Origin of the sequence: Hypericibacter terrae (genome assembly GCF_008728855.1) — a bacterium.
Lineage (GTDB): Bacteria > Pseudomonadota > Alphaproteobacteria > Dongiales > Dongiaceae > Hypericibacter > Hypericibacter terrae.
In genome coordinates, this window is record NZ_CP042906.1 from 4803738 (window position 1) to 4826324 (window position 22587).

At 66.4% G+C, this 22587-nt stretch carries 16 protein-coding genes; 12 read left to right on the forward strand and 4 right to left on the reverse strand.

Annotation, left to right across the window (positions count from 1 at the left end; translation table 11 throughout):
* Positions 1 to 191: 191 nt before the first annotated feature.
* The 4 genes from FRZ44_RS21995 (at position 192) to FRZ44_RS22010 (ending at position 5852) form a co-directional block, all read left to right on the forward strand.
* Positions 192 to 962, forward strand: coding sequence for a DeoR/GlpR family DNA-binding transcription regulator (locus FRZ44_RS21995; protein WP_151179195.1), 771 nt, complete (start codon positions 192 to 194; stop codon positions 960 to 962).
* A 285-nt stretch (positions 963 to 1247) separates the two neighbouring features.
* Positions 1248 to 3689: a GcvT family protein gene (locus FRZ44_RS22000; protein WP_151179196.1), complete on the forward strand. Its 2442-nt coding sequence runs from the start codon at positions 1248 to 1250 to the stop codon at positions 3687 to 3689.
* 35 nt (positions 3690 to 3724) lie between these two features.
* Positions 3725 to 4510, forward strand: a complete 786-nt coding sequence (locus FRZ44_RS22005; RefSeq protein WP_151179197.1) for an SDR family NAD(P)-dependent oxidoreductase — start codon at positions 3725 to 3727, stop codon at positions 4508 to 4510.
* Positions 4511 to 4565: 55 nt separating this feature from the next.
* Positions 4566 to 5852, forward strand: coding sequence for a class-III pyridoxal-phosphate-dependent aminotransferase (locus tag FRZ44_RS22010; protein ID WP_151179198.1), 1287 nt, complete (start codon positions 4566 to 4568; stop codon positions 5850 to 5852).
* Between the two features lie 10 nt (positions 5853 to 5862).
* Here FRZ44_RS22010 and FRZ44_RS22015 read toward each other — a convergent pair whose 3' ends face one another.
* Positions 5863 to 7131, reverse strand: a complete 1269-nt coding sequence (locus FRZ44_RS22015; RefSeq protein WP_151179199.1) for an MFS transporter — start codon at positions 7129 to 7131, stop codon at positions 5863 to 5865.
* 71 nt (positions 7132 to 7202) lie between these two features.
* On the opposite strand from FRZ44_RS22015, the gene FRZ44_RS22020 reads away from it, so the two are divergent.
* From FRZ44_RS22020 to FRZ44_RS22035, 4 genes are all read left to right on the forward strand, one after another.
* Complete coding sequence (locus FRZ44_RS22020) at positions 7203 to 7826, forward strand: TetR/AcrR family transcriptional regulator (RefSeq protein WP_151179200.1); 624 nt, start codon at positions 7203 to 7205, stop codon at positions 7824 to 7826.
* Between the two features lie 64 nt (positions 7827 to 7890).
* A complete protein-coding gene (locus tag FRZ44_RS22025) occupies positions 7891 to 8847 on the forward strand; it encodes a hypothetical protein (protein ID WP_151179201.1) in 957 nt (318 codons plus the stop codon).
* Between the two features lie 16 nt (positions 8848 to 8863).
* The gene (locus tag FRZ44_RS22030) at positions 8864 to 9703 is read left to right on the forward strand and encodes a hypothetical protein (RefSeq protein ID WP_151179202.1); all 840 of its coding nucleotides are present in this window, start codon (positions 8864 to 8866) and stop codon (positions 9701 to 9703) included.
* Between the two features lie 90 nt (positions 9704 to 9793).
* A complete protein-coding gene (locus FRZ44_RS22035) occupies positions 9794 to 10309 on the forward strand; it encodes a DUF1993 domain-containing protein (RefSeq protein ID WP_151179203.1) in 516 nt (171 codons plus the stop codon).
* 89 nt (positions 10310 to 10398) lie between these two features.
* Here the strand turns inward: FRZ44_RS22035 and FRZ44_RS22040 are convergent, their stop codons facing one another.
* Together FRZ44_RS22040 and FRZ44_RS22045 are read right to left on the reverse strand one after the other, a co-directional pair.
* Entirely contained in the window at positions 10399 to 10797 is a 399-nt protein-coding gene (locus FRZ44_RS22040; RefSeq protein ID WP_151179204.1) for a hypothetical protein, read from the reverse strand.
* Positions 10798 to 11042: 245 nt separating this feature from the next.
* Positions 11043 to 11867 (reverse strand): aldo/keto reductase, encoded by an 825-nt coding sequence (locus FRZ44_RS22045; RefSeq protein WP_151179205.1) that lies wholly within the window; start codon positions 11865 to 11867, stop codon positions 11043 to 11045.
* Positions 11868 to 12128: 261 nt separating this feature from the next.
* On the opposite strand from FRZ44_RS22045, the gene FRZ44_RS22050 reads away from it, so the two are divergent.
* Positions 12129 to 16478 (forward strand): DEAD/DEAH box helicase, encoded by a 4350-nt coding sequence (locus FRZ44_RS22050; RefSeq protein WP_225308393.1) that lies wholly within the window; start codon positions 12129 to 12131, stop codon positions 16476 to 16478.
* A 22-nt stretch (positions 16479 to 16500) separates the two neighbouring features.
* Here FRZ44_RS22050 and FRZ44_RS22055 read toward each other — a convergent pair whose 3' ends face one another.
* Entirely contained in the window at positions 16501 to 17196 is a 696-nt protein-coding gene (locus tag FRZ44_RS22055) for an NADPH-dependent F420 reductase (RefSeq protein ID WP_151179206.1), read from the reverse strand.
* Between the two features lie 375 nt (positions 17197 to 17571).
* On the opposite strand from FRZ44_RS22055, the gene FRZ44_RS22060 reads away from it, so the two are divergent.
* The 3 genes from FRZ44_RS22060 (at position 17572) to FRZ44_RS22070 (ending at position 22488) form a co-directional block, all read left to right on the forward strand.
* On the forward strand, positions 17572 to 18684 hold the full coding sequence (locus tag FRZ44_RS22060) for a glycosyltransferase family 2 protein (protein ID WP_225308394.1): 1113 nt from the start codon (positions 17572 to 17574) through the stop codon (positions 18682 to 18684).
* A 461-nt stretch (positions 18685 to 19145) separates the two neighbouring features.
* Complete coding sequence (locus tag FRZ44_RS22065; protein WP_151179207.1) at positions 19146 to 21134, forward strand: S9 family peptidase; 1989 nt, start codon at positions 19146 to 19148, stop codon at positions 21132 to 21134.
* A 64-nt stretch (positions 21135 to 21198) separates the two neighbouring features.
* A complete protein-coding gene (locus FRZ44_RS22070; RefSeq protein WP_191908244.1) occupies positions 21199 to 22488 on the forward strand; it encodes a polyamine ABC transporter substrate-binding protein in 1290 nt (429 codons plus the stop codon).
* Positions 22489 to 22587: the final 99 nt, after the last annotated feature.

The window sequence follows — 22587 nt, forward strand, 5'->3', positions numbered from 1 at the left end:
ATCTCTTTCCCATATGCCACATTATTGCATAATGGGTTGTGTCAAACATCATATAACAAATTGAAAAAATTATATTATTTCGATGTGGCCAGCGCGGCCGACTTGGGATTGCTAGTTGGCGAGGGTCCTCGTTTGTGGCATGGCTTTGGCGCGATGGGTCCGCGGCTAGCGGATCCGAATTGGAGTCCTCGATGTCAGTACGAAAAACCGAACGCCATAAGCGGCTGATCGCCGAGATCAGCACCAATCCGTCCATTATGATCCGCGATCTGGCCGAGACCTTGGGCGTATCGCGCGAGACGGTCCGGCGCGACTTTCAGGAGCTCAACCGCACCGGACGGCTGCATCGGCGCTATGGCGGCGGCGCCACCTTCACGCCGATCGGGTTCGAGACCAATCTCGAGGCCCGCTCGCAGCGGATGATCAAGGAACGCCAGCGCGTGGCCCTGCGCTCGGCCGATTTCATCAACGAGCACGAGGTCATCTTCATGTGCTCGGGCTCGACCACACTGCTGCTGGCCCAGGTGCTGCAGACCGTCGAGAAGAAGATCACCGTCATCACCAACAGTCTGCCGGGTTCCATTGCGCTCGCATCGAATCCGTCGATACGCACGATTCTGGCTCCCGGGCAAGTCGACTACAGCGAGGGCTTCGTCTGGGGTCACGACACGACCGAGTATCTGAAGAAGTTTCACGCCGACGCGGCTTTCGTCACGGTCGACGGCATCACGCCCGACGGCGCCATGGAAATCGATCCGCGCACCGCCTGGGTCATGCGCATCATGATCGCGCAATCGCGCCGGGTCGTGATGATGGTGGATCATTCCAAGTTCTATCAGGCGAGCCTGGAGAAATTCTGCGACATCAAGGATATCCACGTGATGATCGTGGACCGCGCGCCGGACGGCGAGCTGGGCGCGGCGTTGCGCCAGGCCGGCGTCATGATCGACGTCGCGCCCTAAGCGGATCGCGCCCTCTCCGCTTTCCGCTGCCGCCATTCTGAAGCCCGATTCCGACGGCCCTCGTGCTCGCGCCCGGGGCGAACCGCACACGCATTTTCTCCGGCCGGAACAAACCGTTGGCGCTCGCTTTGCGGCATTCGGGCTTAATTATGTTGCATACGACAATAAAAACAGTGTCATATGCCACATATTGTCCGGCAAGTGCCAAGGACGAGGCCCGACGAGGTCCCGTTCACCACGCCCGTCTCAAGGGCGGCGGTCGCCGGATCCAGGTGGGAGGCGTGAATGACGGCGGCACTGCCAACACAGGCTCAGGTGGTCATCATCGGCGGCGGCGTGATCGGCTGCTCGATCGCCTACCATCTGGCGCAGACGGGCTGCCGCGACGTGGTGCTGGTGGAACGCCATCGGCTCACCTCGGGCTCGACCTGGCATGCGGCCGGCGGCATCGGACAGCTGCGCCAGAACGCCAACGTCACGAGGCTGCTGCGCGAATCCGTGAAGCTCTATGAGCGGCTCGAGGCCGAGACCGGCCAGGCCACCGGCTGGGTGCGCAACGGCTCGCTGCGACTGGCATCGAGCCAGGAACGCCGCGCCGAGTACGAAGTCGCGGCCACCCGCGCGCGATCCTTCGGCATCCCCTTCGAGTTCGTCGGCCCCGACGAGATCAGGCGCATGGTCCCGACCATGACCGTGGACGACCTCGTCTGCGCCGCCTTCGTCGCCGACGACGGGATCGGCAACCCCTCCGACATCGCGCTGGCCCTGGCCAAGGGTGCCCGCATGAAAGGCGCCCGCATCTTCGAGCATACCAAGGTGACCGGGATCACGCTCGAGCATGGGCGCGTCGCCGCCGTCGTTACCGACCAGGGCGCCATCCGCTGCGAGACCCTGGTCAATTGCGGGGGCATCTGGGCGCGCGAGATCGGCCGGCTCGCCGGCGTCAACGTGCCGCTGCAGCCCTCGCATCACCAATATTTCGTGACCGAGCGCATCGAGGGCCTGAAGAAGAATTTTCCGACCATCCGCGACACGGACAACAATCTCTATTTCAAGGAGGAGGTCGGCGGCCTCATCGTCGGTCAATATGAGTTCGACCCGATCCCCTATCTCGAGGACCCGATTCCAGAGGGACATGAGTTCAAGCTCATGCCCGAGAACATCGCCCAGTTCGAACCGAGACTCCCTGCCGCCGCCTATCGCTTTCCTTCGCTGGAGAAGGCCGGCATCAAGCGCTGGTTCAACGGGATCGAATCCTTCACCGAGGACGGCATGTTCATCCTGGGCGAAGCGCCCGAGGTCGACCGCTTCTTCGTGGCGGCCGGCTTCAACGCCTTCGGTATCGCGTCGGCGGGCGGTGCCGGCATGGCCATGGCCCATTGGATCCTTCATGGCGAGCCGCCCTTCGATCTCTGGCCCGCCGACATCCGCCGCTTCGGAGCCTTCCACCGCTCGAAGCAGCAGATCCTGGTCCGCGGCCTCGAAGGCCAGGCACATCATTTCGCCATGCTTTGGCCCCATCTCGAGTTCCAGGCCGGCCGGCCGTTGCGGCGCAGCGCCGTTCATCACCTGCTCCAGGAGCAAGGCGCCTGCTTCGGCGCCAAGTTCGGCTGGGAGCGGGCCAACTGGTTTGCGCCCAAGGGCGTCGAGCCGCGCGACATCTACACCTTCGACCGCCCCAACTGGTTTCCCCATGTCGCGGCCGAGCATCGTGCCTGTCGCGAGACGGTCGCCCTCTTCGATCAGAGTCCCTTCGCGAAATACCATCTGTCGGGCCGCGATGCGGCCTCGGCTCTGGACCGGCTCTGTGCGGCGCGTCTGAAGCCGGCCGCGGGATCGGTGACCTACACGCAAGTCCTCAATCGCCGTGGCGGAATCGAGGCCGACCTGACCGTGACACGCCGTCGGGACGGCTCCTTCTTCATCGTGACCGGGACCGGCTTCGCCACGCGCGATTTCGTGACCCTGAGAAACGGGCTCGCCGGCGCCGATGCGCATCTGATGGACGTGACCTCGGCCTATGGCTGCCTTTCGCTCATGGGCCCCAAGGCGCGCAACGTGCTGGCGCAGGTTGCCGAGGAAGACATTTCCGATGCCGCCTTCCCCTACGGGACCGCGCAGGATCTCTTTCTCGACGGCGCGCCGGTGCTGGCCTTGCGCGTCGGCTTTGCCGGCGAGCTGGGCTGGGAGCTCTATGTCCCGTGCGAATATATGGTGCGGGTCCATGACGCACTGGTCGCGGCCGGCGCCGCGCACGGGCTTCGCCATGGCGGCTATCGCGCGCTCGATTCGCTGCGCATGGAAAAGGCCCGCCGGGTCTGGGCGGCGGAGATCAACCCGGACTACACGCCCTTCGAGGCCGGCCTCGGCTTCGCGGTCGATCTGGAGAAGCCCGACTTCGTCGGCCGGGATGCCCTGCTGCGCCAGCGCGAGACCGGCGTCACCCGGCGGCTGGTCGCTTTCGTGGTCGAGGACCCGGACACGCTCCTCTATGGCCGCGAGACCATCTATCGCGACGGCGAGCGCGTCGGCTGGCTTGCTTCCGGCGGCTTCGGCTTCACCCTCGATCGCGCCATCGGGCTCGGCTATGTCAACACGCAAGGGATCTCCAGCGCGGCCCAGCTGGCGGAGGGCCGGTACGAGCTCGAGGTGCGAACGCACCGGGTGGCGGCCAAGCCGCATTTGAAATCGCCCTACGATCCGGACAACATCCGCATACGCGGCTAGGAACCCAGGCCCGCGCTGACGGGGAGGACGACGTCATGGCACAAAGACTGGCAGGCAAACGCGCGCTCGTGACCGGTGCCGCCAGCGGCATGGGCCGGGCCATGGCGGAGACTTTCGCCCGCGAAGGAGCCATCGTCGCCGTTCATGCCCGCAGCCATGAGCGCGCCCGCGATACCGTGGCTTCCATCACCCAAGCCGGCGGCAAGGCCTTCGCCGTGGCGGCCGACCTGGCCGTCAGCGCGGAGATCAAGGCCATGTGTGCCGACGCCATCACGGGCCTCGGCGGGCTCGACATCCTCGTCAACAATGCCGGTGTCGTCGACTCCGCCAAGGTCACCGAGATGTCGGAAGAGATGTGGGATTGGACCATGGCGGTCAATCTCAAGGCGCCGTTCCTGGTCTCGAAGTTCACGCTCCCGGCCATGCTCGCCGCCGGCCAGGGCGGTTCCGTCATCTTCAACGCATCGACCAACGGCAAAACCGCGGATGCGGAATGGACCGCCTATAACAGCTCGAAGCATGGCGTCATCGGCTTCATGCGCTGTCTCGCGGCGGAGGTCGGCAAGGCCCAGATCCGCGTGAATGCGATCTGCCCCGGTTGGATCGAGACGCCGCTGGCCCATGACATCCTCGGCAAGATCGCGAAGGAGTCCGGGCAGGAAACGGACCGGTATTATGACAGCACGATGAAAACCAACATGATGGGTGCTCTGCTGCCAGCAAGCTCTGCGGCCGATCTCGCGCTCTTCCTCGCCAGCGACGAAGGCCGCTACATCACCGGCCAGGCGATCAATCTCTGCGCCGGCCTCTGTACCTGGTAGGAGTCGCGGCTGTCGCCGGAACCCCGGCTCTCCACATTTCAGGCACCAAGCCACCATGAACTTCATCCATGACCGCTTCGCCTCGAAGCGGGATGCCGCCGAGAAATCGGCGCGCTATTGGAATCCGGCCAAGACGCAGTTCTGGCAGGAAGTCGGGATCGACTTCATCATCGACCGCCGCAAAGGCTATTTCCTCTACGACTATTCGGGAAAGCGCCTGATCGATCTCCATCTCAATGGCGGCAATTTCAATCTGGGGCATCTCAATGTCGAACTGGTCGCGACCCTCAAGGAGGGGCTCGATCATTTCGACATGGGCAATCATCATTTCCCGAGCCTCTGCCGCACGGCGCTGGCGGAAGCGCTCCATGAGGCGAGCCCGGACTCCCTGATCTATACGGTCTATGGCGCCAGCGGCAGCGAGGCGTCCGACATCGCGATCAAGAGCGCCCGCTACGCGACCCGGCGGCGCAAGATCGTCTCAGCCTTCAAGTCCTATCACGGCAGCACCGGCCTCTCGGTCTGTGCCGGCGACGAGCGCTTCACCGAACGCTTCCTGATCGCGCGGCCCGAGGAATTCGTCAACGTCCCCTTCAACGACCTGGGCGCGATGGAAAAGGCTCTGGCGGGCGGCGACGTGGCCGCCGTCATCCTCGAGACCATTCCCGCGACCTATGGCTTCCTCATGCCCCAGGACGGCTATCTGCCGGGCGTGAAGGCGCTCTGCGAGCGCCACGGCGCGCTCTATATCGCCGACGAGGTCCAGGCCGGCATGATGCGCACGGGCGAGATGTGGGCGGCGGTCAAGTATGGCGTGGTGCCCGACATCATCGTTGTCGCCAAGGGCATCGGCGGCGGCATCTTTCCGCTCGGCTGCGCGATCATGAACGAGCGCGCCGGCGGGTGGCTCAAGGAGGACGGCTTCGCCCATATCTCGACCGGCGGCGGCTCCGAGATCGCCTGCGTGGTCGCGCTCAAGGTGCTCGAAATCACCCAGCGGCCCGAGGTGCGCGCGAACATCCAGGCGCGCGCCGCGCAGTTCCGTGCCGGGCTCGACGCCATCCGCGCGCGCCATCCGGATTTCTTCCTGGGCATCCGCCAGAACGGCCTGATCTTCGGCCTGGAGTTCCCGAGGCCCAAGGGCGCCAATCCGGTGATGCGCGCGGCCTATCGCAACGGCGTCTGGGCGATCTTCTCGACCTTCGATCCGAGCGTGTTGCAGTTCAAGCCGGGACTGCTGGTCGACGCGGCGCTGGCGGAGGAGGTCCTCGCGATCATGGATCGGTCGATCGCCGAGGCGCATGCAGGGGTCAAGAGCGGCCGGGAGACGGTCGAAGGCTGAGGGGCGCCCCCTAGGCCGCAGCCATCTGTTTGGCGCCTCTACCCACGAAGAGCGCCATTCCCGCTGCGACCAGTCCCGTGGCGCCGGCGATCACGAAGGCCTCGAGATAGCGCCCCTCGACGGTGCGCATCATGCCGGCGAAGAAGGTGGCCGAGGCGGCGCCGATCTGATGCGCGGCCAGGATCCAGCCGAACATGACCGGCGCTTCCTGATCGCCGAAACATTCGTTGGTCAGGCGCAAGGTCGGCGGCACGGTCGCGATCCAGTCGAGGCCGTAGAAGATCGCGAAGATCGAGAGCCCGTAGAACGAGAAATCCGCATAGGGCAGATAGATCAGCGAAAGCCCGCGCAGGCCGTAATACATGAAGAGGAGCTTGCGCGGATCGAACCGGTCGGTGAGCCAGCCCGACGCCGTGGTGCCGATCAGATCGAACACGCCCATCACGGCGAGCAGACTCGCCGCCTGCACCTCCGGCATCCCATGGTCCGAGCAGAGCGAGATCATATGCGTGCCCACCAGCCCGTTGGTGGTGAAGCCGCAGACGAAGAAGGTGCCGGCCAGGAGCCAGAAATCCCGCCTCGCCAGGCCCCGGACCAGGCCGCCCACGGCCGCGCCGATCACATTCCGCTTCGGCGCTTCCAGGACGACATGGCCGGCGGGGGCGCCATAGGGCATGAGGCCGATATCCGCCGGCCGTTCCGGCAGGAGCCATGTCACCAGCGGGATCAGCAGCGCCATGCAGAGCGCAATCGTCAGCACGACATATTGCCAGCCTGCATATTCCGCGATCGCCGCCAGGCCCGGCAGGAAGATCAGGGTCCCGGTCGCGGTGCTGGCGGTGAGCAACCCCATCACCAGGCCGCGGTTGGTGACGAACCAGCGATTGACGATCGCGGCCCCCATCACGGCGGTGACGCAGCCGCTGCCGAGCCCCGAGAAGAAGCCCCAGCTCAGCACCAGCTGCCAGGGCTCGGTCATGAAATAGCTGGATCCGGTCGAGAGGCTCATCAGGACGAGCGCGCCGAGCAGCGTGCGCTTGATGCCGAAGCGCTGCATCACGGCTGCGGCGAACGGCCCGACCATGCCGTAGAGGAAGATGCCGGCCGCCGCCGAGCTGGAGACCGTCGCCCGGTTCCAGCCGAAGGCCTGCTCCAGCGGCACGAACAGCACGCCCGGGGTGGCGCGAAGCCCCGCGGTCGCCAGCAGCGACAGGAAGATGACGGCGACCACCACGAAGGCGTAGCGGGGCGCGAAGGGGCGGGCGATGGCTATTGTCATGTTACCGACCGGTACGTTAGAATAGCCTTATAGGTACCGCTCGGTAACATCGTCAAGAAGTTTTCACCGGAATGGCGAAAAAGCCTGCCAAAGCCGCTGCCGCCGCCAAGGATGTTCCCGACGCGCCGCTGCGCGCCGTCGACCGGATCCGGCGCAGCGCGCGCGATCTCTTCTATCGCGAAGGCATCCGCGCGGTCGGGGTCGAGGAGATCGTGACCCAGGCGGGCGTCACCAAGCCCAGCCTCTATCGCAGCTTCCCGTCCAAGGACGAGCTCGCCGCCGACTATCTGCGCGGCTACGAGGCCGAGTTCTGGGCGCGCTTCGACGCGGCCGTGGCGGCCCATCCAGGCAATCCCCGCGCGCAGATCCTGGATTATCTGACCCGCCTCGCGAGCCGCGCGGTCATGTCCGGCTATCGCGGCTGCGGCCTCACCAACGCGGCGATCGAATATCCCGACCCGACCCATCCCGCGCGCACCGTCTCCGATCCGCATAAGCGCGCATTGCGCAAGCGCCTGAAAGCCATGGCCACGGAAATGGGCGCCGCCCGTCCGGGCATCCTCGCGGACGGGCTGCTGCTGCTCATCGAGGGCACCTTCGCCTCGAGCCAGATCTTCGGGCCCGGGGGACCGGGCGGCTCGGTCGCCGCGGCGGCCGAGGCGCTGATAGAGGCCAGCCTGAAGAAAACCCGCTAGACTGCGCACCGGACGCGCCGGGCAAACGGTCGGGCGCCGGGCATGTCAGGGGGCGGGCCCGCCGATGTTCAGCTTACGAACCCACGCGATCATCAGCGGCGCGCTCTTCGCCGCCATGATCCTCTTCGCCATCGGCGGCAACATCGTCACCGGCGGCCGGCCGCTGAAAGACCCGACCCTCATGCTGGGGGCGAAGGTCCTGATCTTCGGCCTGTTCCTCGCCTTCGGCTTCTCGCTCATCCCGCTGATGCTCAAGATCTTCCTGGCGGGCCAGGTGGCGATCGGCAATGGCGAGGTCGGCATCGTCAAGACGCTCGCCGCGCATCAGGCGGCGGCCGTCTGGGTGATCTGGGGCCTCTTCATCGCCGGCATGGCGCTCGCGATCCCCGCCGCGATCAACGACAATTTCTTCGGGCCCGAGGCGGCGCAGTCCCTTCGCAGCCTGTTTCGCGGCGGCTCGAAAGGCCTCCTCGTCGCCCAGCCCAACATGACGCCCGACGAGATCGGCCGGCAATCGACGCTGGTGTTGAATCAGCTCAAGAACCCGTCCGGCCCCGGCGTCCCGATCGCCGACGGCGTGGTGTTCGATTTCCAGATTCCCGGCAGCGCCATCGTCTTCAAGGGCTGCCGCTATTACTATATGAGCTTCTTCACCCACGACCCGACCCGTATCGAGGCGATCTCGATCGGCATCTCGCCCGACAAGATGAGCGTCGAAGCGGCCGATGCCGCCGATGCCGATCTGCGCGCGCGATTGAAGGCGGATGGCTGGCTGGCCGGCCACGAAGTCTACAAGACCGAGGAAGACCGGCAGCTCCATGGCGGGGCGACGCAAGGACCCGAGGGCGACATGTGGCGCAAGGGCGACACCGTGCTGAACATCATGCGAAAGCGGATGGACGATCCGGTCGCCGGCGAGGATCCGGCCACGGCCGGCGAGTGGATCCAGTATGTCGATCTCTGGGCCTACCAGACCTATCCCTATATCGAGCGCTATGAATTCGCGCCGCCCTCACCGTAACCCGCCGGTCGAAGCCATGCGTCTGAATCAGGTTGCGATGTTGTTTCTCGGGCTGGCGCTCGTCTGCGGCGTCGGAAGGGCCCGCGCCGCGTCCTTCACCCTCGCCGGCGATGCCGTCGCGTTCGAGCCGCCCTCCGGTTACTGCCTCCTCGACCCGAACGAGGACGGTTTCAGGACGATGTTCGATCGATCGGCGCGGATGCAGCAGAAAAGCGGCAACCAGCTTCTGGCTTTCTTCATGGTGTGCGACGAGCTCTCCCAGATCCGGCATGGGCAAGCCTTCGCGCCGTTGCATTACGGCATGCTGGTCGCGGTCCTGCAGGGCGGCACGGTAAAGCCTGTCGCCAACGCCACGCGGTTCGACTTGATCGAAAGCATGCGCGGCACTCTCAAGAGCGATCAGATGAACGACGTCATGTCGAGCGCCGACGACGTGCTGAAGCAGGAAGGCGTCGTCGGTACGCATCTGAGCAAACCCGCCTTCGCGGATATGGACAGTTTTGCCATTTACAGCAGCTCCGTCATCGATTTCGGCGAGGATTCATCGACGAGCACGACCGGGGTCTATGCGATCACGCTGGTGAGGCACTTTGTTCTGGCAACCCATATGTATGCGCCGACTTCGGACCTGGGGGTCAAGGAAGCGTTGCTGGAGGCCCAGCACGCACTCCTCGCCGATTTCGTCGGACGGAACGAGTCCCCGGAAGAGCAGACGCGGCAGATGCGGACCGGTCGAGCCTTTCTCGGCATCGACTGGGGACATGTCCTTGTCAAAGCTGCCATCGGGGCTATGGCCGGCGGCCTCATCGCCCTGGCTCGCACCTTGATCCGTCGCCGCCGCGCGAAAGCCAGCTAGGCCGCAGTTGCGCCGCCCCCGTCGAAGGGTCCATTGTCTCCGCCATCCAACAATCCCTCAGAAACTTAACAACATGAACGGCCAGCAATCATGACGATCTCGATGTATCAGGCATCCGTGCCTGTCCTCTTGCATACGCTCGACGCCGTGTCCGCCTTCCTCAAAAAGGCGGCGGCGCATGCGGAGCTGCGCAAGATCGACCCCGCCGTGCTCCTCGGCATGCGGCTCTATCCCGACATGTTCCCGCTGACGCGCCAGGTCCAGCTCACCGCCGACTTCGCCAAGGGTACCGCGGCGCGGCTGGCCGGCGTCGAGAATCCGAAGTTCGCCGATGAGGAAACCACCTTCGACGCGCTGCAGCAGCGCATCGCCAAGACCGTCACCTTCGTCAAGAGCTTCAAGCCGGCGCAGATCGACGGCTCCGAGGCCCGCGAGATCACGATCCCGATCGGCGGCCAGCCGCAGACCTTCAAGGGCCAGCCCTACCTGCTTCATTTCGCCCTGCCGAATTTCTTTTTCCATGCCGCCACCGCCTACGACATCCTTCGCCATGCCGGCGTGGAGTTGGGTAAGCGCGACTTCATCGGCGGCTTCAAGACGGAATGAGCGCGGGAGCAACCCTGAGTCCGGAATGAAAGAGGCCCCTCGCCGACAGCGAGGGGCCTCTTCTTACAGGGGTCGAAACGCGATCTTGACTACTGCGATTTGGTCATGTCCATCGGCGCCACTTCGCCGCGCAGGCCCGCATGGCCGGCGCCGGTCTTTCCCTTCCACGAAACCTTCGTCCCGTCGATATCGACCTTGTAGCAGTCATGCGCCAGATTGCTCGGCGCCTTCCATTTGATGCAGACGTCGCCGTCGGGATCGATGGTCCAATTGCCCTTGTCGACGCGACCGCTCGCGTCCTGGTAGCTGACATTGCCGCCCGGCAGGAAATAGATGTTGTACTTCACGCCCATCTGGCTCGTGCCCGACAGCGTGTTGCCCTGCATCACGGAGATGAAATTGTCGCCGACCAACGGTTCGGCGCGGACCTGCGTCGCCAGCAGGACCGCGGCGACGGCCATGGTTGAGAAGATTGTCAGGTTCTTCATGGAATGCCCCTCGGATGCCCCTTGTCAGTTTCCCTCGTCAGACACACCCGTACGATCCTTCAAGGACGCCAGGCGCTGCGATCGGGTCCTCTGATCCACCGGCCCAATCCTGGCCCGCACTCTGAAAAATGGGGCGGAAACCGCGGACGCCAAGCTGTCCGTCCCCAAAGGCCGCCGGCCCCCGCGCCCCCGAAGGGTGAGCCAGCGATCTCAAGAAGTTATACGCCAGGAGGGAGGCGTTCCCGTCAGGAAAAGCGATCGGGGTCCGGACCGATGCGGCCATTGGCATCCAGCTTGTCGATCTGGGCGAGGTCCGCAGGCTCGAGCTTGAAGTCGAACAGCGCGAAGTTCTCGCGGATGCGCGCGTCATGCGTCGATTTGGGGATCGCAATCAGCTGATTGTCGAGATGCCAGCGCAGGATCACCTGGGCCGTGCTCTTGGTGTATTTCTTGGCGATCGCCGCCAGCACCGGATCGTCGAGCAGCTTGCCCTGGCCCAGCGGACTCCAGGATTCGGTCCTGATCCCATGCGTGGCATGGAAGTCGCGCATCGGCTTCTGCTGCAGGCGCGGATGAAGCTCGATCTGGTTGACGGCCGGGACGACGCCGGTCGCGTCGATGATCCGGGTCAGATGCGCCGCCGTGAAGTTCGAGACGCCGATCGAGCGGGCGAGACCCTGCTGTTGCAGCGCCACCAGCGCCCGCCAGCTGTCGACGAAGCGGTCCTGCATGGGCGCCGGCCAATGGATCAGATAGAGATCGACATAGTCGAGCTTCAGCTTCTTCAGGCTTTCGGCCAGGGCCCTGGCGGGCTCGTCCTTGCCCTGGCGGTCGTTCCAGAGCTTGGTGGTAATGAAGAGGTCGGAGCGCGCGACGCCCGCGGCCTTGATGCCCCGGCCGACACCTTCCTCGTTGCCATAGATGGCGGCGGTATCGATCGAGCGGTATCCGCTGGCGATGGCGGTCTTGACGGCGCCGGCGGCCTGATCGTCCGGGACCTGCCAGACGCCGAAGCCGAGTTGCGGCATGGCGGCGCCGTCGTTGAGTTTGATAGGCGGTACGTTCGTCATGATGAATGGCCTTCGAAAGATGACATGAATGGGTTCCCCGTTTTGATATAGGGCGTCGGCCCGTCCGATCTTCAAGCGGGTGGCGCTGACCTGCGTCGAAGCGGCCGACGCGAGCTTTCGATCTGTTCAGACTGCCAGCCGCATAAATGTTGATATTCTGCCCCGCCATACCCTTATTGGGGGGCTGCGGCGCCATTTTCCCGGCCCCTTCGGCCTGCCTTGGAAGTCCCTGAATCCGCATGCTTTAGGAACCGCCCGGCCTTGACCGTTGCCTTGCGTCTGAACCGGTCCCATCTGTTTCACCCGGCGGTCGCCAGCTGGTTCGACCGCCGCTTCGGCGCGCCCACACCGGCGCAGGCCCAGGCCTGGCCGGACATCCAGGCTGGCCATCACAGCTTGATCGCCGCGCCCACGGGGTCCGGCAAGACCCTGGCGGCCTTCCTCGCCGCGATCGATTCCCTGGTGCGGCAGGGGGTGCAGAGCCCGCTCCCGGACGAGACGCAGGTCGTCTATGTCTCGCCCCTCAAGGCCCTGTCGAACGACATCCAGCGCAATCTGGAAGAGCCGCTGGCCGGCATCCGCGAGGCGCTGAAGGCCCAGGGCCTGCCGGATGTCGATATCCGCGCCTGGGTGCGCACCGGCGACACCCCCTCCGCCGAGCGCGACCGGATGCGCCGCCGACCGCCCCATATCGTCGTGACCACTCCGGAATCGCTCTACATCCTGCTGGGCTCGGAGTCCGGCCGCCGGATGCTGGCGACGACGCGGACCGTGATCGTGGACGAGATCCATGCGCTGGCACCCAATAAGCGCGGCGCCCATCTGGCGCTGTCGCTGGAGCGGCTCGAGGCGCTGTGCGGCCGCCCCCTGCTGCGGATCGGCCTGTCGGCCACGCAGAAGCCGATCGAGGCGGTGGCGCATTTTCTGGTCGGCGCGGACCCGAAGCAGTTCTCGGCCTGCCAGATCGTCGATGCCGGCCATGTCCGCGCCCGCGATCTCGCGCTGGAAGTCCCCTCTTCGCCGCTCGAAGCCGTCATGTCGGCGGAGGTCTGGACCCAGCTCTATGACCGGCTGGCCGAGCTCGCCCGCGAGCACCGCACCACGCTGGTGTTCGTCAATACGCGCCGGATGGCCGAGCGCGTCGCCCGGCAGCTGTCCGAGCGCCTCGGCGAAGATCTGGTCACCGCGCATCACGGCAGCATGGCACGGGAGCTGCGGCTCGATGCCGAGCAGCGGCTCAAGCGCGGGGCCTTGAAGATGCTGGTCGCGACGGCGTCGCTCGAGCTCGGCATCGATATCGGCGATGTCGACCTGGTCTGCCAGCTGGGATCCCCGCGCTCGATCGCGAGCTTCCTGCAGCGGATCGGGCGGTCGGGACATGCGGTCGGCGGCACGCCTAAGGGCCGGCTGTTTCCGCTCTCGCGCGACGAGTTGGTCGAATGCGCGGCCCTCCTCGACAGCGTTCGCCGTGGCGAGCTCGACAAGCTGACGATTCCCGAACAACCGCTCGACGTGCTCGCCCAGCAGATCGCGGCCGAGGTCGCGGCGCAGGAATGGAACGAGGACGAGCTGCTGGCGAAGTTTCGCCGCGCCTGGCCCTACCGCGCCCTGACGCGCGACACCTTCATCGAGATCGTGCGCATGCTGGCCGAAGGCTTCAGCACACGCCGCGGCCGTGGCGGCGCGTTGCTGCATCACGATGCCGTCAATCACATGTTGCGGGGCCGGCGGGGCGCGCGCCTGACGGCGCTGACCTCCGGCGGCACCATCCCCGACACGGCCGACTACCAGGTTCTCCTCGAGCCCGAGAATCAGACGATCGGCACCGTGAACGAGGATTTCGCGGTCGAGAGCATGGCCGGCGACATCTTCCAGCTCGGCAACAACGCCTATCGCATCATGCGGGTCGAGCGCGGCATGGTGCGTGTGGAAGACGCGCATGGCATGGCGCCGACGATTCCCTTCTGGCTGGGCGAAGCGCCGGGCCGCAGCGATGAGCTGTCGCAGTCGGTCTCGCGGCTGCGGGAGGCCGTCGCCGCACGGCTGCAGGCCGGCCGGAACGACGAGACCATCGCCCACTGGCTCGGGACCGAGGTCGGTATCGCCGCGCCGGCGGCGGAACAGATCGCCGAATATCTCGCGGCCTCTCATGCGGCGCTGGGCTGCCTGCCGACCCAGGAGACGATCGTGCTGGAGCGCTTCTTCGACGAAGCCGGCGGCATGCAGCTCGTCATCCATTCCCCCTTTGGCAGCCGCCTCAACCGGGCCTGGGGCCTGGCCTTGCGCAAGCGCTTCTGCCGCAAGTTCAATTTCGAGCTCCAGGCGGCGGCGACCGAGGACAATATCGTGCTGTCGCTCACCACGGCCCACAGCTTCGAGTTGGGCGACGCAGCGCATTACCTGAATTCGGCCAGCGTGCGGACCGTGCTGATCGCGGCCCTGCTCGACGCGCCGATGTTCGCCACGCGCTGGCGCTGGGTGGCGGGCACCGCCCTGGCGCTGCCGCGCCAGCGCGGCGGCAAGAAGGTCCCGCCCCAGCTCGCGCGCATGGCGGCGGAAGACCTGATCGTCTCCGTATTTCCCGACCAGCTCGCCTGCGCCGAGAATCTCACCGGAGAACGCGAGATCCCCGATCACCCGCTGGTGACCCAGACCCTCGCGGATTGCCTCAACGAGGCCATGGACATTCAGGGGCTGGAACGGCTGTTGGCGCGGCTGGAGGCGGGCGAGATTCGCGTGGTCGCCTGCGACCTGACCCAGCCTTCGCCGCTGGCCCTCGAGGTGCTGGCGGCGAAACCCTATGCCTATCTCGACGATGCGCCGCTCGAGGAGCGCCGCACCCAGGCGGTGATGAGCCGGCGCTGGCTGGCGCCCGAGGCCGCGTCGGACCTCGGCCGGCTGGATCCCGAAGCGATCGATCGCGTGCGAGCCGAGGCCTGGCCCGATCCGGCGAACGCCGACGAGCTGCATGATGCGCTGGTCTGGCTGGGATTCCTGAGTGCCGATGAGGCGTCCCATTGGCGGGACTGGCTGGCAGCGCTCGCCCGGCAGAACCGCGTGACCCGGCTGCGCGGGCCGGGCATGGACATCTGGGTGGCCGCCGAAAGGCTGGCCCAGTTCCAGGCGCTGTGGCGCCAGGCGCGGCAGGAACCCGCAATCGCCGTGCCCGCCGGCTATGAAGGAGACGGGTCCGCCGATACCGCGCTGGTCGAGATCCTGCGCGGACGGCTCGAAGGCCAGGGGCCGGTCACGCCCGGCGCGCTCGCGACGCCGCTGGGCCTGGAGCCCGACGAGATCGCCGTGGCCCTGGTCGCGCTGGAGAGCGAAGGCTTCGCCATGCGCGGGCGGTTCTCGCCCGGCACCAATGCCGACGAATGGTGTGCGCGGCGGCTCCTCGCCCGCATCCATCACTACACCATCAAGCGCCTGCGCGCCGAGATCGAGCCGGTGGCCGCGCGCGATTTCATGCGCTTCCTGTTCGCCTGGCAGCATGTGACGGCGGATGCGCAGATGGAAGGCCCGGAGGCGGTCGCCGCGACGGTCGCGCAGCTCGAAGGCTTCGAAGCGCCGGCGGGCGCCTGGGAGACCGAGATTCTCCCTGCACGCGTCAGCGACTATGAACCGGCCTGGCTCGATGACGAATGCCTGGCGGGCCGCGTGGCCTGGGCGCGGCTGAAACCGCGCAACGCCCGACCGAACGGGGCGGAGCGCGGCGTGAGCCCGGTGCGCACCACGCCGATCACCCTGCTCGCCCGTCGCCATGCGCCGTTCTGGCAGACCTTGTCGACCGACAGCGACGCCACCGCGCAGCCGCCGAGCGGCCGGGCTCAAGCGGTCGTCTATTTCATTCGCGAGCATGGCGCCTCCTTCTTCGACGAAGTGGTCGCCGGCACCGGGCTGTTGCGCCCGCAGGCCGAGGAAGCGCTGGCCGAGCTGGTGGCGCTGGGCCTGGTGGCGTCGGACAGTTTCGGCGGATTGCGCGCGCTGCTCGTGCCCTCCGACCGGCGCAAGCCGGGTCCCAACGGACGCCGCCGGCGCCGCAGCATCGATCACGGCATGGAAGATGCGGGGCGCTGGGCGCTCGCGCGGCGCGGCAAGACGGATGCGAACGGACAGACGGTCAGCGCCGAGGCCGTCGAGCATGCCGCGCGCAGCCTGCTGCAGCGCTATGGCGTCGTGTTCTGGCGGGCGCTGGAGCGCGAGGCTGACTGGCTGCCGCCCTGGCGCGAGCTGCTGCGCGTCTATCGGCGGCTCGAGGCCCGGGGCGAGATTCGCGGCGGCCGGTTCGTCGCCGGCTTCTCCGGCGAGCAGTTCGCGCTGCCCGAGGCGATCGGTCTCCTGCGCGAGATCAGGCGCAAGGAGGCTGCGGGCGACTGGGTCTCCTTGTCGGGCGCCGACCCGCTGAACCTCGCTGGCATCCTGACGCCGGGACCGAAGCTGGCGGCTCTGACCGGCAACCGCCTGCTCTATCGGGACGGTGTTCCGATTGCGTCGCTGGCCGGCGGCGAAACGCGTTTCTACGAAACCCTGGACCCGGCGACCGAATGGCAGGCGCGCAAGGCGCTGCTGCGCGGAACCGTGCCGGCGACGGACGAACTCCCGGTTCACTGAGCCGCAGAGTGCCCACCGGCCCTCAGGCAGGAGCGGCGAAGCTCCCGGGGCTTTTCGCCGTCGCATGCCATTCCGGCTTGCGCTCCTTGCTCGCTTCCTTCAGCGCGCGGCGTACGCCCTCGGCGTTCAGGTCGGTGCAGTAGACCGGCGTGCCGGGTTGCTGGCGCCAGGACTCGTCCAGGCCGCCGGCATCGAGGCCGTCGAATCCGAGCTCTTCCACCAGACGCAGCACGACCGCCTTCGCGGCGGCGCTATCGCCCGAGACGGGCAGCGCGATGCGGCCCGGAGCGCCGGCCGGCCGCCCCAGCTCCAGCAGATGCTTGGCGTAGATATTGTTGAACGCCTTGACCACCTTCCGGCCGAGCTGCTGCTCCACCCATCGGCTTTCGAGCAGGCCCTTCTCGATGCCGTCGATGGCGCCGTCGCGCTGGCGCGGATAGTAATTCCCGGTATCCACGACGACGACATCCTCGGATACGCCCTTGAACAGATCGGCGGGGAGCTCCGGAATCCGTCCCTCCTGAATCGTGACGACGACCACGGCCCCGCTTCGCGCCGCCTGGCTGACGGTGACGGCGGTCGCGCCGGTCTCCTTCGCCAGTTTCGCCAGCGTCTCGGGCCCGCGCGAATTGGCGACGAAGACCTCATGACCCAGCGCCCTGAAGCGGCGCGTCAGGGTGCCGCCGATCTGGCCGGCCGCGATGATCCCAATTTTCACGATGTCCTCCTCTCGAGGTGAAGCCGAATGCGGCGTCTTCTCCCGCCGCGCAAGACAAGGCCGGAGCCCTGGTGAGGACAGCGCGGCCTCATCCCGACATGGTGATGCCCGTCGGCCGATGCATCATCCCTGTCTTGAACCTCATGATCGACCGGTCGCCCGGAACAACCGCGGGCCGGGTGGGGCCATTCTGTGCGGAGCCGCCCTCAACCGCTTCTTAAGCTTGTTCGTTCAGTCTCCAGGGACGGCGCCCTCCCGCTTTCCCGGCTGCCCCGGCAGCCCCTTGATATTGCTTGGATTGCGAGAAACCGCCGGATGTCGCCGAGCCCCTGTTGGGGCGATCCGCCAGGTACCGGCGCGAGGACAGGCAAGGCCATGCCGATCAAACTGATCGTCCAGATCCCCTGCTTCAATGAAGAAGCCACGCTGCCGCAGACCGTGGCCGATATTCCGCGCGCGATCGCGGGGGTCGATCGCATCGAGATCCTGATCATCGACGACGGCTCGAGCGACCGCACCGTCGAGGTCGCCGAGGCCCTGGGCGTCGACCACATCATCCGGCACAAGACCAACAAAGGGCTGGCGGCAAGCTTCCGCACCGGGCTCGACCGCTGCCTGTCCCTGGGCGCCGACATCGTCGTCAACACCGACGGCGACAATCAATATGCCGGCGCGGATATCGCGCGGCTGGTTCAGCCCATCCTCGAAGGCAAGGCCGACATCGTCGTGGGTGACCGCCAGACCTCGACCGCGGTTCATTTCTCGCCGGCGAAAAGGCTGCTTCAGTTCGTCGGCAGCTGGGTCGTGCGCAAGCTCTCCAGCACCGACATCCCCGACGCGGTCAGCGGCTTCCGTGCGATCTCGCGCGAGGCGGCGCTCAACCTCAACATCGTGTCCGCCTTCAGCTACACCACCGAGATGCTGATCCAGAGCGGCCGCAAGCGCATGGCCATCACCTCGGTGCCGGTCGGCACCAACCCCAAGACGCGCGAATCCCGGCTCTTCCGCAGCATCCCCAGCTTCGTGCGCAAATCCGCCACGACGATGCTGCGCATCTATTCGATGTATCAGCCGCTCAAGACCTTCTTCTTCCTGGGCCTGGTGCTGATCTTCGTCGGCTCCATCCCGGTGACGCGCTTCCTGATCGCCTATCTCGAGGGGCAGGGCGAGGGCAAGATCCAGTCGCTGGTCCTGGGCGGTGCCTTGCTGGTGATCGGCCTCACCACCTTCCTGATCGGCATGCTGGCCGACCTGATCAATTTCAACCGGCAGCTTCTCGAGATGACCCTGGAGAAGGTGCGCCGCCTCGAGCTGGCGCAGAGCGCCTCGGCGGCGAATGCGAAGAGCGTCGCCGACCGGGTCGCCGAGGTCGCGGTGAAGACCGCCCACTGGCGCGACGCCCCGGGCGTTTCGGCGGGGATCCCGACGAGGGCAGACCCCGCCGATCGCGCGCGGGTTTCGAGCGCAGGCGGGCGCCCGCACCGCTGACCTCTCCGGCGGCGGACGGTCGACGCCGCCTCCAGAATCCCGGAATCATTTGGCTCGAGGGCGCCGCCGCGACGGCGCGCCTGTCATAAAAGCCTATGATCTTGATATTTGCCTGCCGCCAACCGCCGAGATATCCTCGACCCCGCGCTGAAGTGGCGATGGGACCCAATCATGTCGCCCGCCGGCGTCACAGGAAGAATGGCTCAAGGGGATCGTCGGCTCGCCGACGATCGGCGCAGTGCCGGAAGCGGCGGCGCCGGACGCAGGACGATCGGGATCCCTCGGATAAACGGGGACGGCGTCGGAACTTCGGTTCCCGCATCCCGCCCCCCGACCGACCCGGTGCGGATGCCCGCGCCGGACCCAGCGCCGTCATCTCCGCTTTCTTGACGACCCCGATATCGCCCGCCGTTCGCCTCTCGGGAAAGATTGAATAGACATTCAAATGGAGTAGCGGGACCTTGCAGGCCGATCTGCGCCACACGGAACTGTTCAAGCGCATCCAGAAGGCGGACGCCGACTGGCTGCAGCTGGGGGCCCACCAGACGCCGGACCTCTACGACATCGCGCTCTCGCCCGACGGCCGTACCCTCGCCGGCAGCGGCGTGTTCGCCGAGGCCCTCGAGGGCACGCTCCCCCAGCGCATCTGTCTGGTCGATACCGCGAGCGGCGAACTCAAGGTGGTGTCCTCGGGTCCCTCGACCGACCTCGCGCCCAAATGGTCGCCCGATGGCCGCCGCCTGGCCTATCTCTCCGACCGCGACGAGCCCGGCATCGCCCAGCTCTGCCTGCTGGACATCGCCTCGAAGGCCGAGACGCGCGTCACCGTGAAGGGCCTCTGGCTCGAATATGCGCATTGGTCGCCCGACGGCCGGTCGATTCTGCTGGGTGCGGCCGAACGCGGCGTCGACCTCTCGGGCTTCCAGGGCGGCTACACCTTCCAGACCTCCGATCCCTCCCTGCCCGACTGGACGCCGCAGGTCGATATCGGCGTCGATGACAGCCAGTGGCGCAGCCTCTGGATCTACGACGTCGCCAGCGCCGCCCTGCGCCGCCTGACCGCGAACGGCCTCAATCCCTGGGAGGCCTGCTGGGCCGGCGACAAGGCCATTGCCTGCATCGCTTCCGACAATCCGCACGAGAACGACTGGTACAAGGCGAGCGTCCGGCTGATCGACCTCGCCAGCGGCAAGGCGCGGACCGTCTATACGCCGAAGGACCAGATCGGCTGGCTCTCGGCTTCGCCCAGCGGCAGGCAGCTGGCACTCGTCGCCTCCTTCAGCAGCGATCGCCAGTCGACGACCGGCGATCTCATGATCGTCTCGCTCCAGGACGGCTCGGCCCGGCGCGCGGACACCAACGGCGCCGACATCACTTTCACCGCCTGGCAGAGCGAGACCGACATCCTCATCGCCGGTATTCGCTCGCTCGAGACCGTGCTGGCGCTGTGCGACGCCCGCACGGCGCGCTCGCGCGAGCTCTGGACCGGGACCGAGACCACGTTGGGCGGCGAGCGCTTCTTTCCTTTCGTCAGTCCCGCCGCGGCGCCCGGCGACTGCGCCGTTACCATGGAAGGGTTCTTCACGCCGCAATCACTGGCCATGTTCCGCGGCGGCGAGATGAAGACCTTCAGGCGCCTGGGCCCCCCGGGCGCCGAGGCCAGCCTCGCGGCCCTCGGCCGCGCCGAGCCCTATCGCTGGAAGGCGAAAGACGGGCTCGAGATCCATGGCTGGCTGCTGCGCCCAACCAAGGGCAGCGGCCCGCGCGCCCTCATCGTCGATGTGCATGGCGGCCCGGTCTGGTCCTGGCGGCCCACCTGCGCCGGGCGAAGCTCGCTCTATGTCACGCTGCTGCAGGACGGCTATGCGATCTTCCAGCCCAACGTGCGGGGCAGCACCGGCCGCGGCCAGGAATTCGCGCGGCTGGTGGCGGGCGACATGGGCGGCGGCGACGCGCAGGACATTCTTTCCGGCCTCGACCAGCTGGTCGCCGACGGCATCGCCGATCCCAAGCGCCTCGGCGTCACCGGCGTCTCCTATGGCGGGATCATGGCGGCCTGGATCATCACGCAGGACACGCGCTTCGCGGCCTCGGTCGTCGTGTCGCCGGTCACCGACTATGTGAGCGAGCAGCTCACCAGCCATATCCGCGGCTTCTGCGAGAACTTCCTCCTGGACGACTACAAGAATCCGGGCGGCGAGTATTTCAAGCGCAGCGCCATCATGTTCGCCGACCGGGTCAAGACGCCGACGATGAATATCTGCGGCGCGCTCGATCGCAATTGTCCCGCGGTGCAGGCGATCGAGTTCCACCGGGCTCTGCTGCAGCATGGCGTCAAATCCACGCTGGTGCATTACCCGAAGGAAGGCCATTGGGTGCAGCACCATCCGGCGATCGCCGATTACGGCGCCCGCGTGGTGACCTGGTTCCAGGAGCATATGCCGGCCTGACGTGGGGCCGGCCGCGACCGACGTTCTTTGACGAAACCGGATGAAACCCGAGGGGAGCTTCACGATGGATCGTGGTGAATTGACGGCTCGACGGATCCTGACGTCATTGCGGGGCGGCCGGCTGTCCCGGCGCGAGGCCTTGGCGGCGCTCTCGACCGCGGGATTGTCGGCGACGACCTTGCGCCTCCTGGGCGGCTCGGCCTGGGCCGATTCGCCGCCCGACGCCGTCGGTCCCGGCGGCATCCCGCTCGCACGGCCCAACCGTCCGGTGAAGCTGCCGGTGTTCCAGAAGCCGATCGAGAGCGGCCTCAAGCCGGAGAAGGGCGGCACCTTCAACATCTTCAATTACGCCGACTATGTGGACAAGAAGCTGCTCGACGCCTTCGCCAAGAAGTACGACGTCAATGTCCAGGTGACGACCTTCGACAGCATGGACCAGGCGATCACCCGCCTCGCCACCAAGGCTGTCCGAAACATGGACGTGACCAATGTCATCAGCAACCGGATCGCGCAGGCCGTGGCCGGCAAGCTGGTCCAGCCGATCAACAAGGATTACATCCCGAATCTGCAGAAGAACTGCTGGCCGCAGTTCATGAGCCCGTTCTACGACGTCGATGCGCAATACACGATTCCCTACACGGTCTACACGACCGGCATCGGCTGGCGCAGCGACAAGGTCTCCGAGGACATCCCCAAGATGGAGAATCCCTGGTCCATCTTCTGGCAGTCCGAGAAATACAAGGGCTATGTCTCGATCCTCGACGATTCGCGCGAGGCGCTGGTGGCGGCGATGCTCTATCGCGGCGAGTACGACCTCAACACCGAGGATCCGAAGGTCATCGACAAGGCGCTCGAGGATCTGCTGGCCCTGACCTCGATCTGCAACGTCAAGGTCAACATCACCGGCTACCAGACGCTACCCGAGGGCAGCTGCTGGCTGGCCCACAACTGGTCCGGCAACGTGCTGAGCGCGGTCCTCGCCTTCATGCCCGAGGGCGGCGATCCCACCCAGATCCAGTATTGGGCGCCGCCTCCCGGCAAGGGCCCGATCCAGAACGACATGTGGGCGGTCTGCGCCGGTTCGAAGAAACCGGTCCTGGCGCATCTCTGGCTGAACTTCCTGCTCGACGAGGACAACGCCTATCACAACTTCGTCGATTACAACGGCTATCAGCCGCCCCAGAACTCGATCACGCCGGAGCGGCTGGTCGCCAGCAAGCTGATTCCCGAGAATCTCCACACGGCGATCATGACGGCGAAGGACCTGGGTCCCGACTCGCTGCAGGAGGCGGCCCTCACCAACGAGGGCCTCAAACTCTGGCAGTCGGCCTATGCCCGCTTCAATGGCGGCTGAGATCCAGCCGTAGCAGTCGACAGTCGATCACTCGACCAGCAAGAGCCCCGGCGCGGCCGCGTCGGGGCTTTTCGTTCGGCTTTCCGGAAGCGGCGCGAC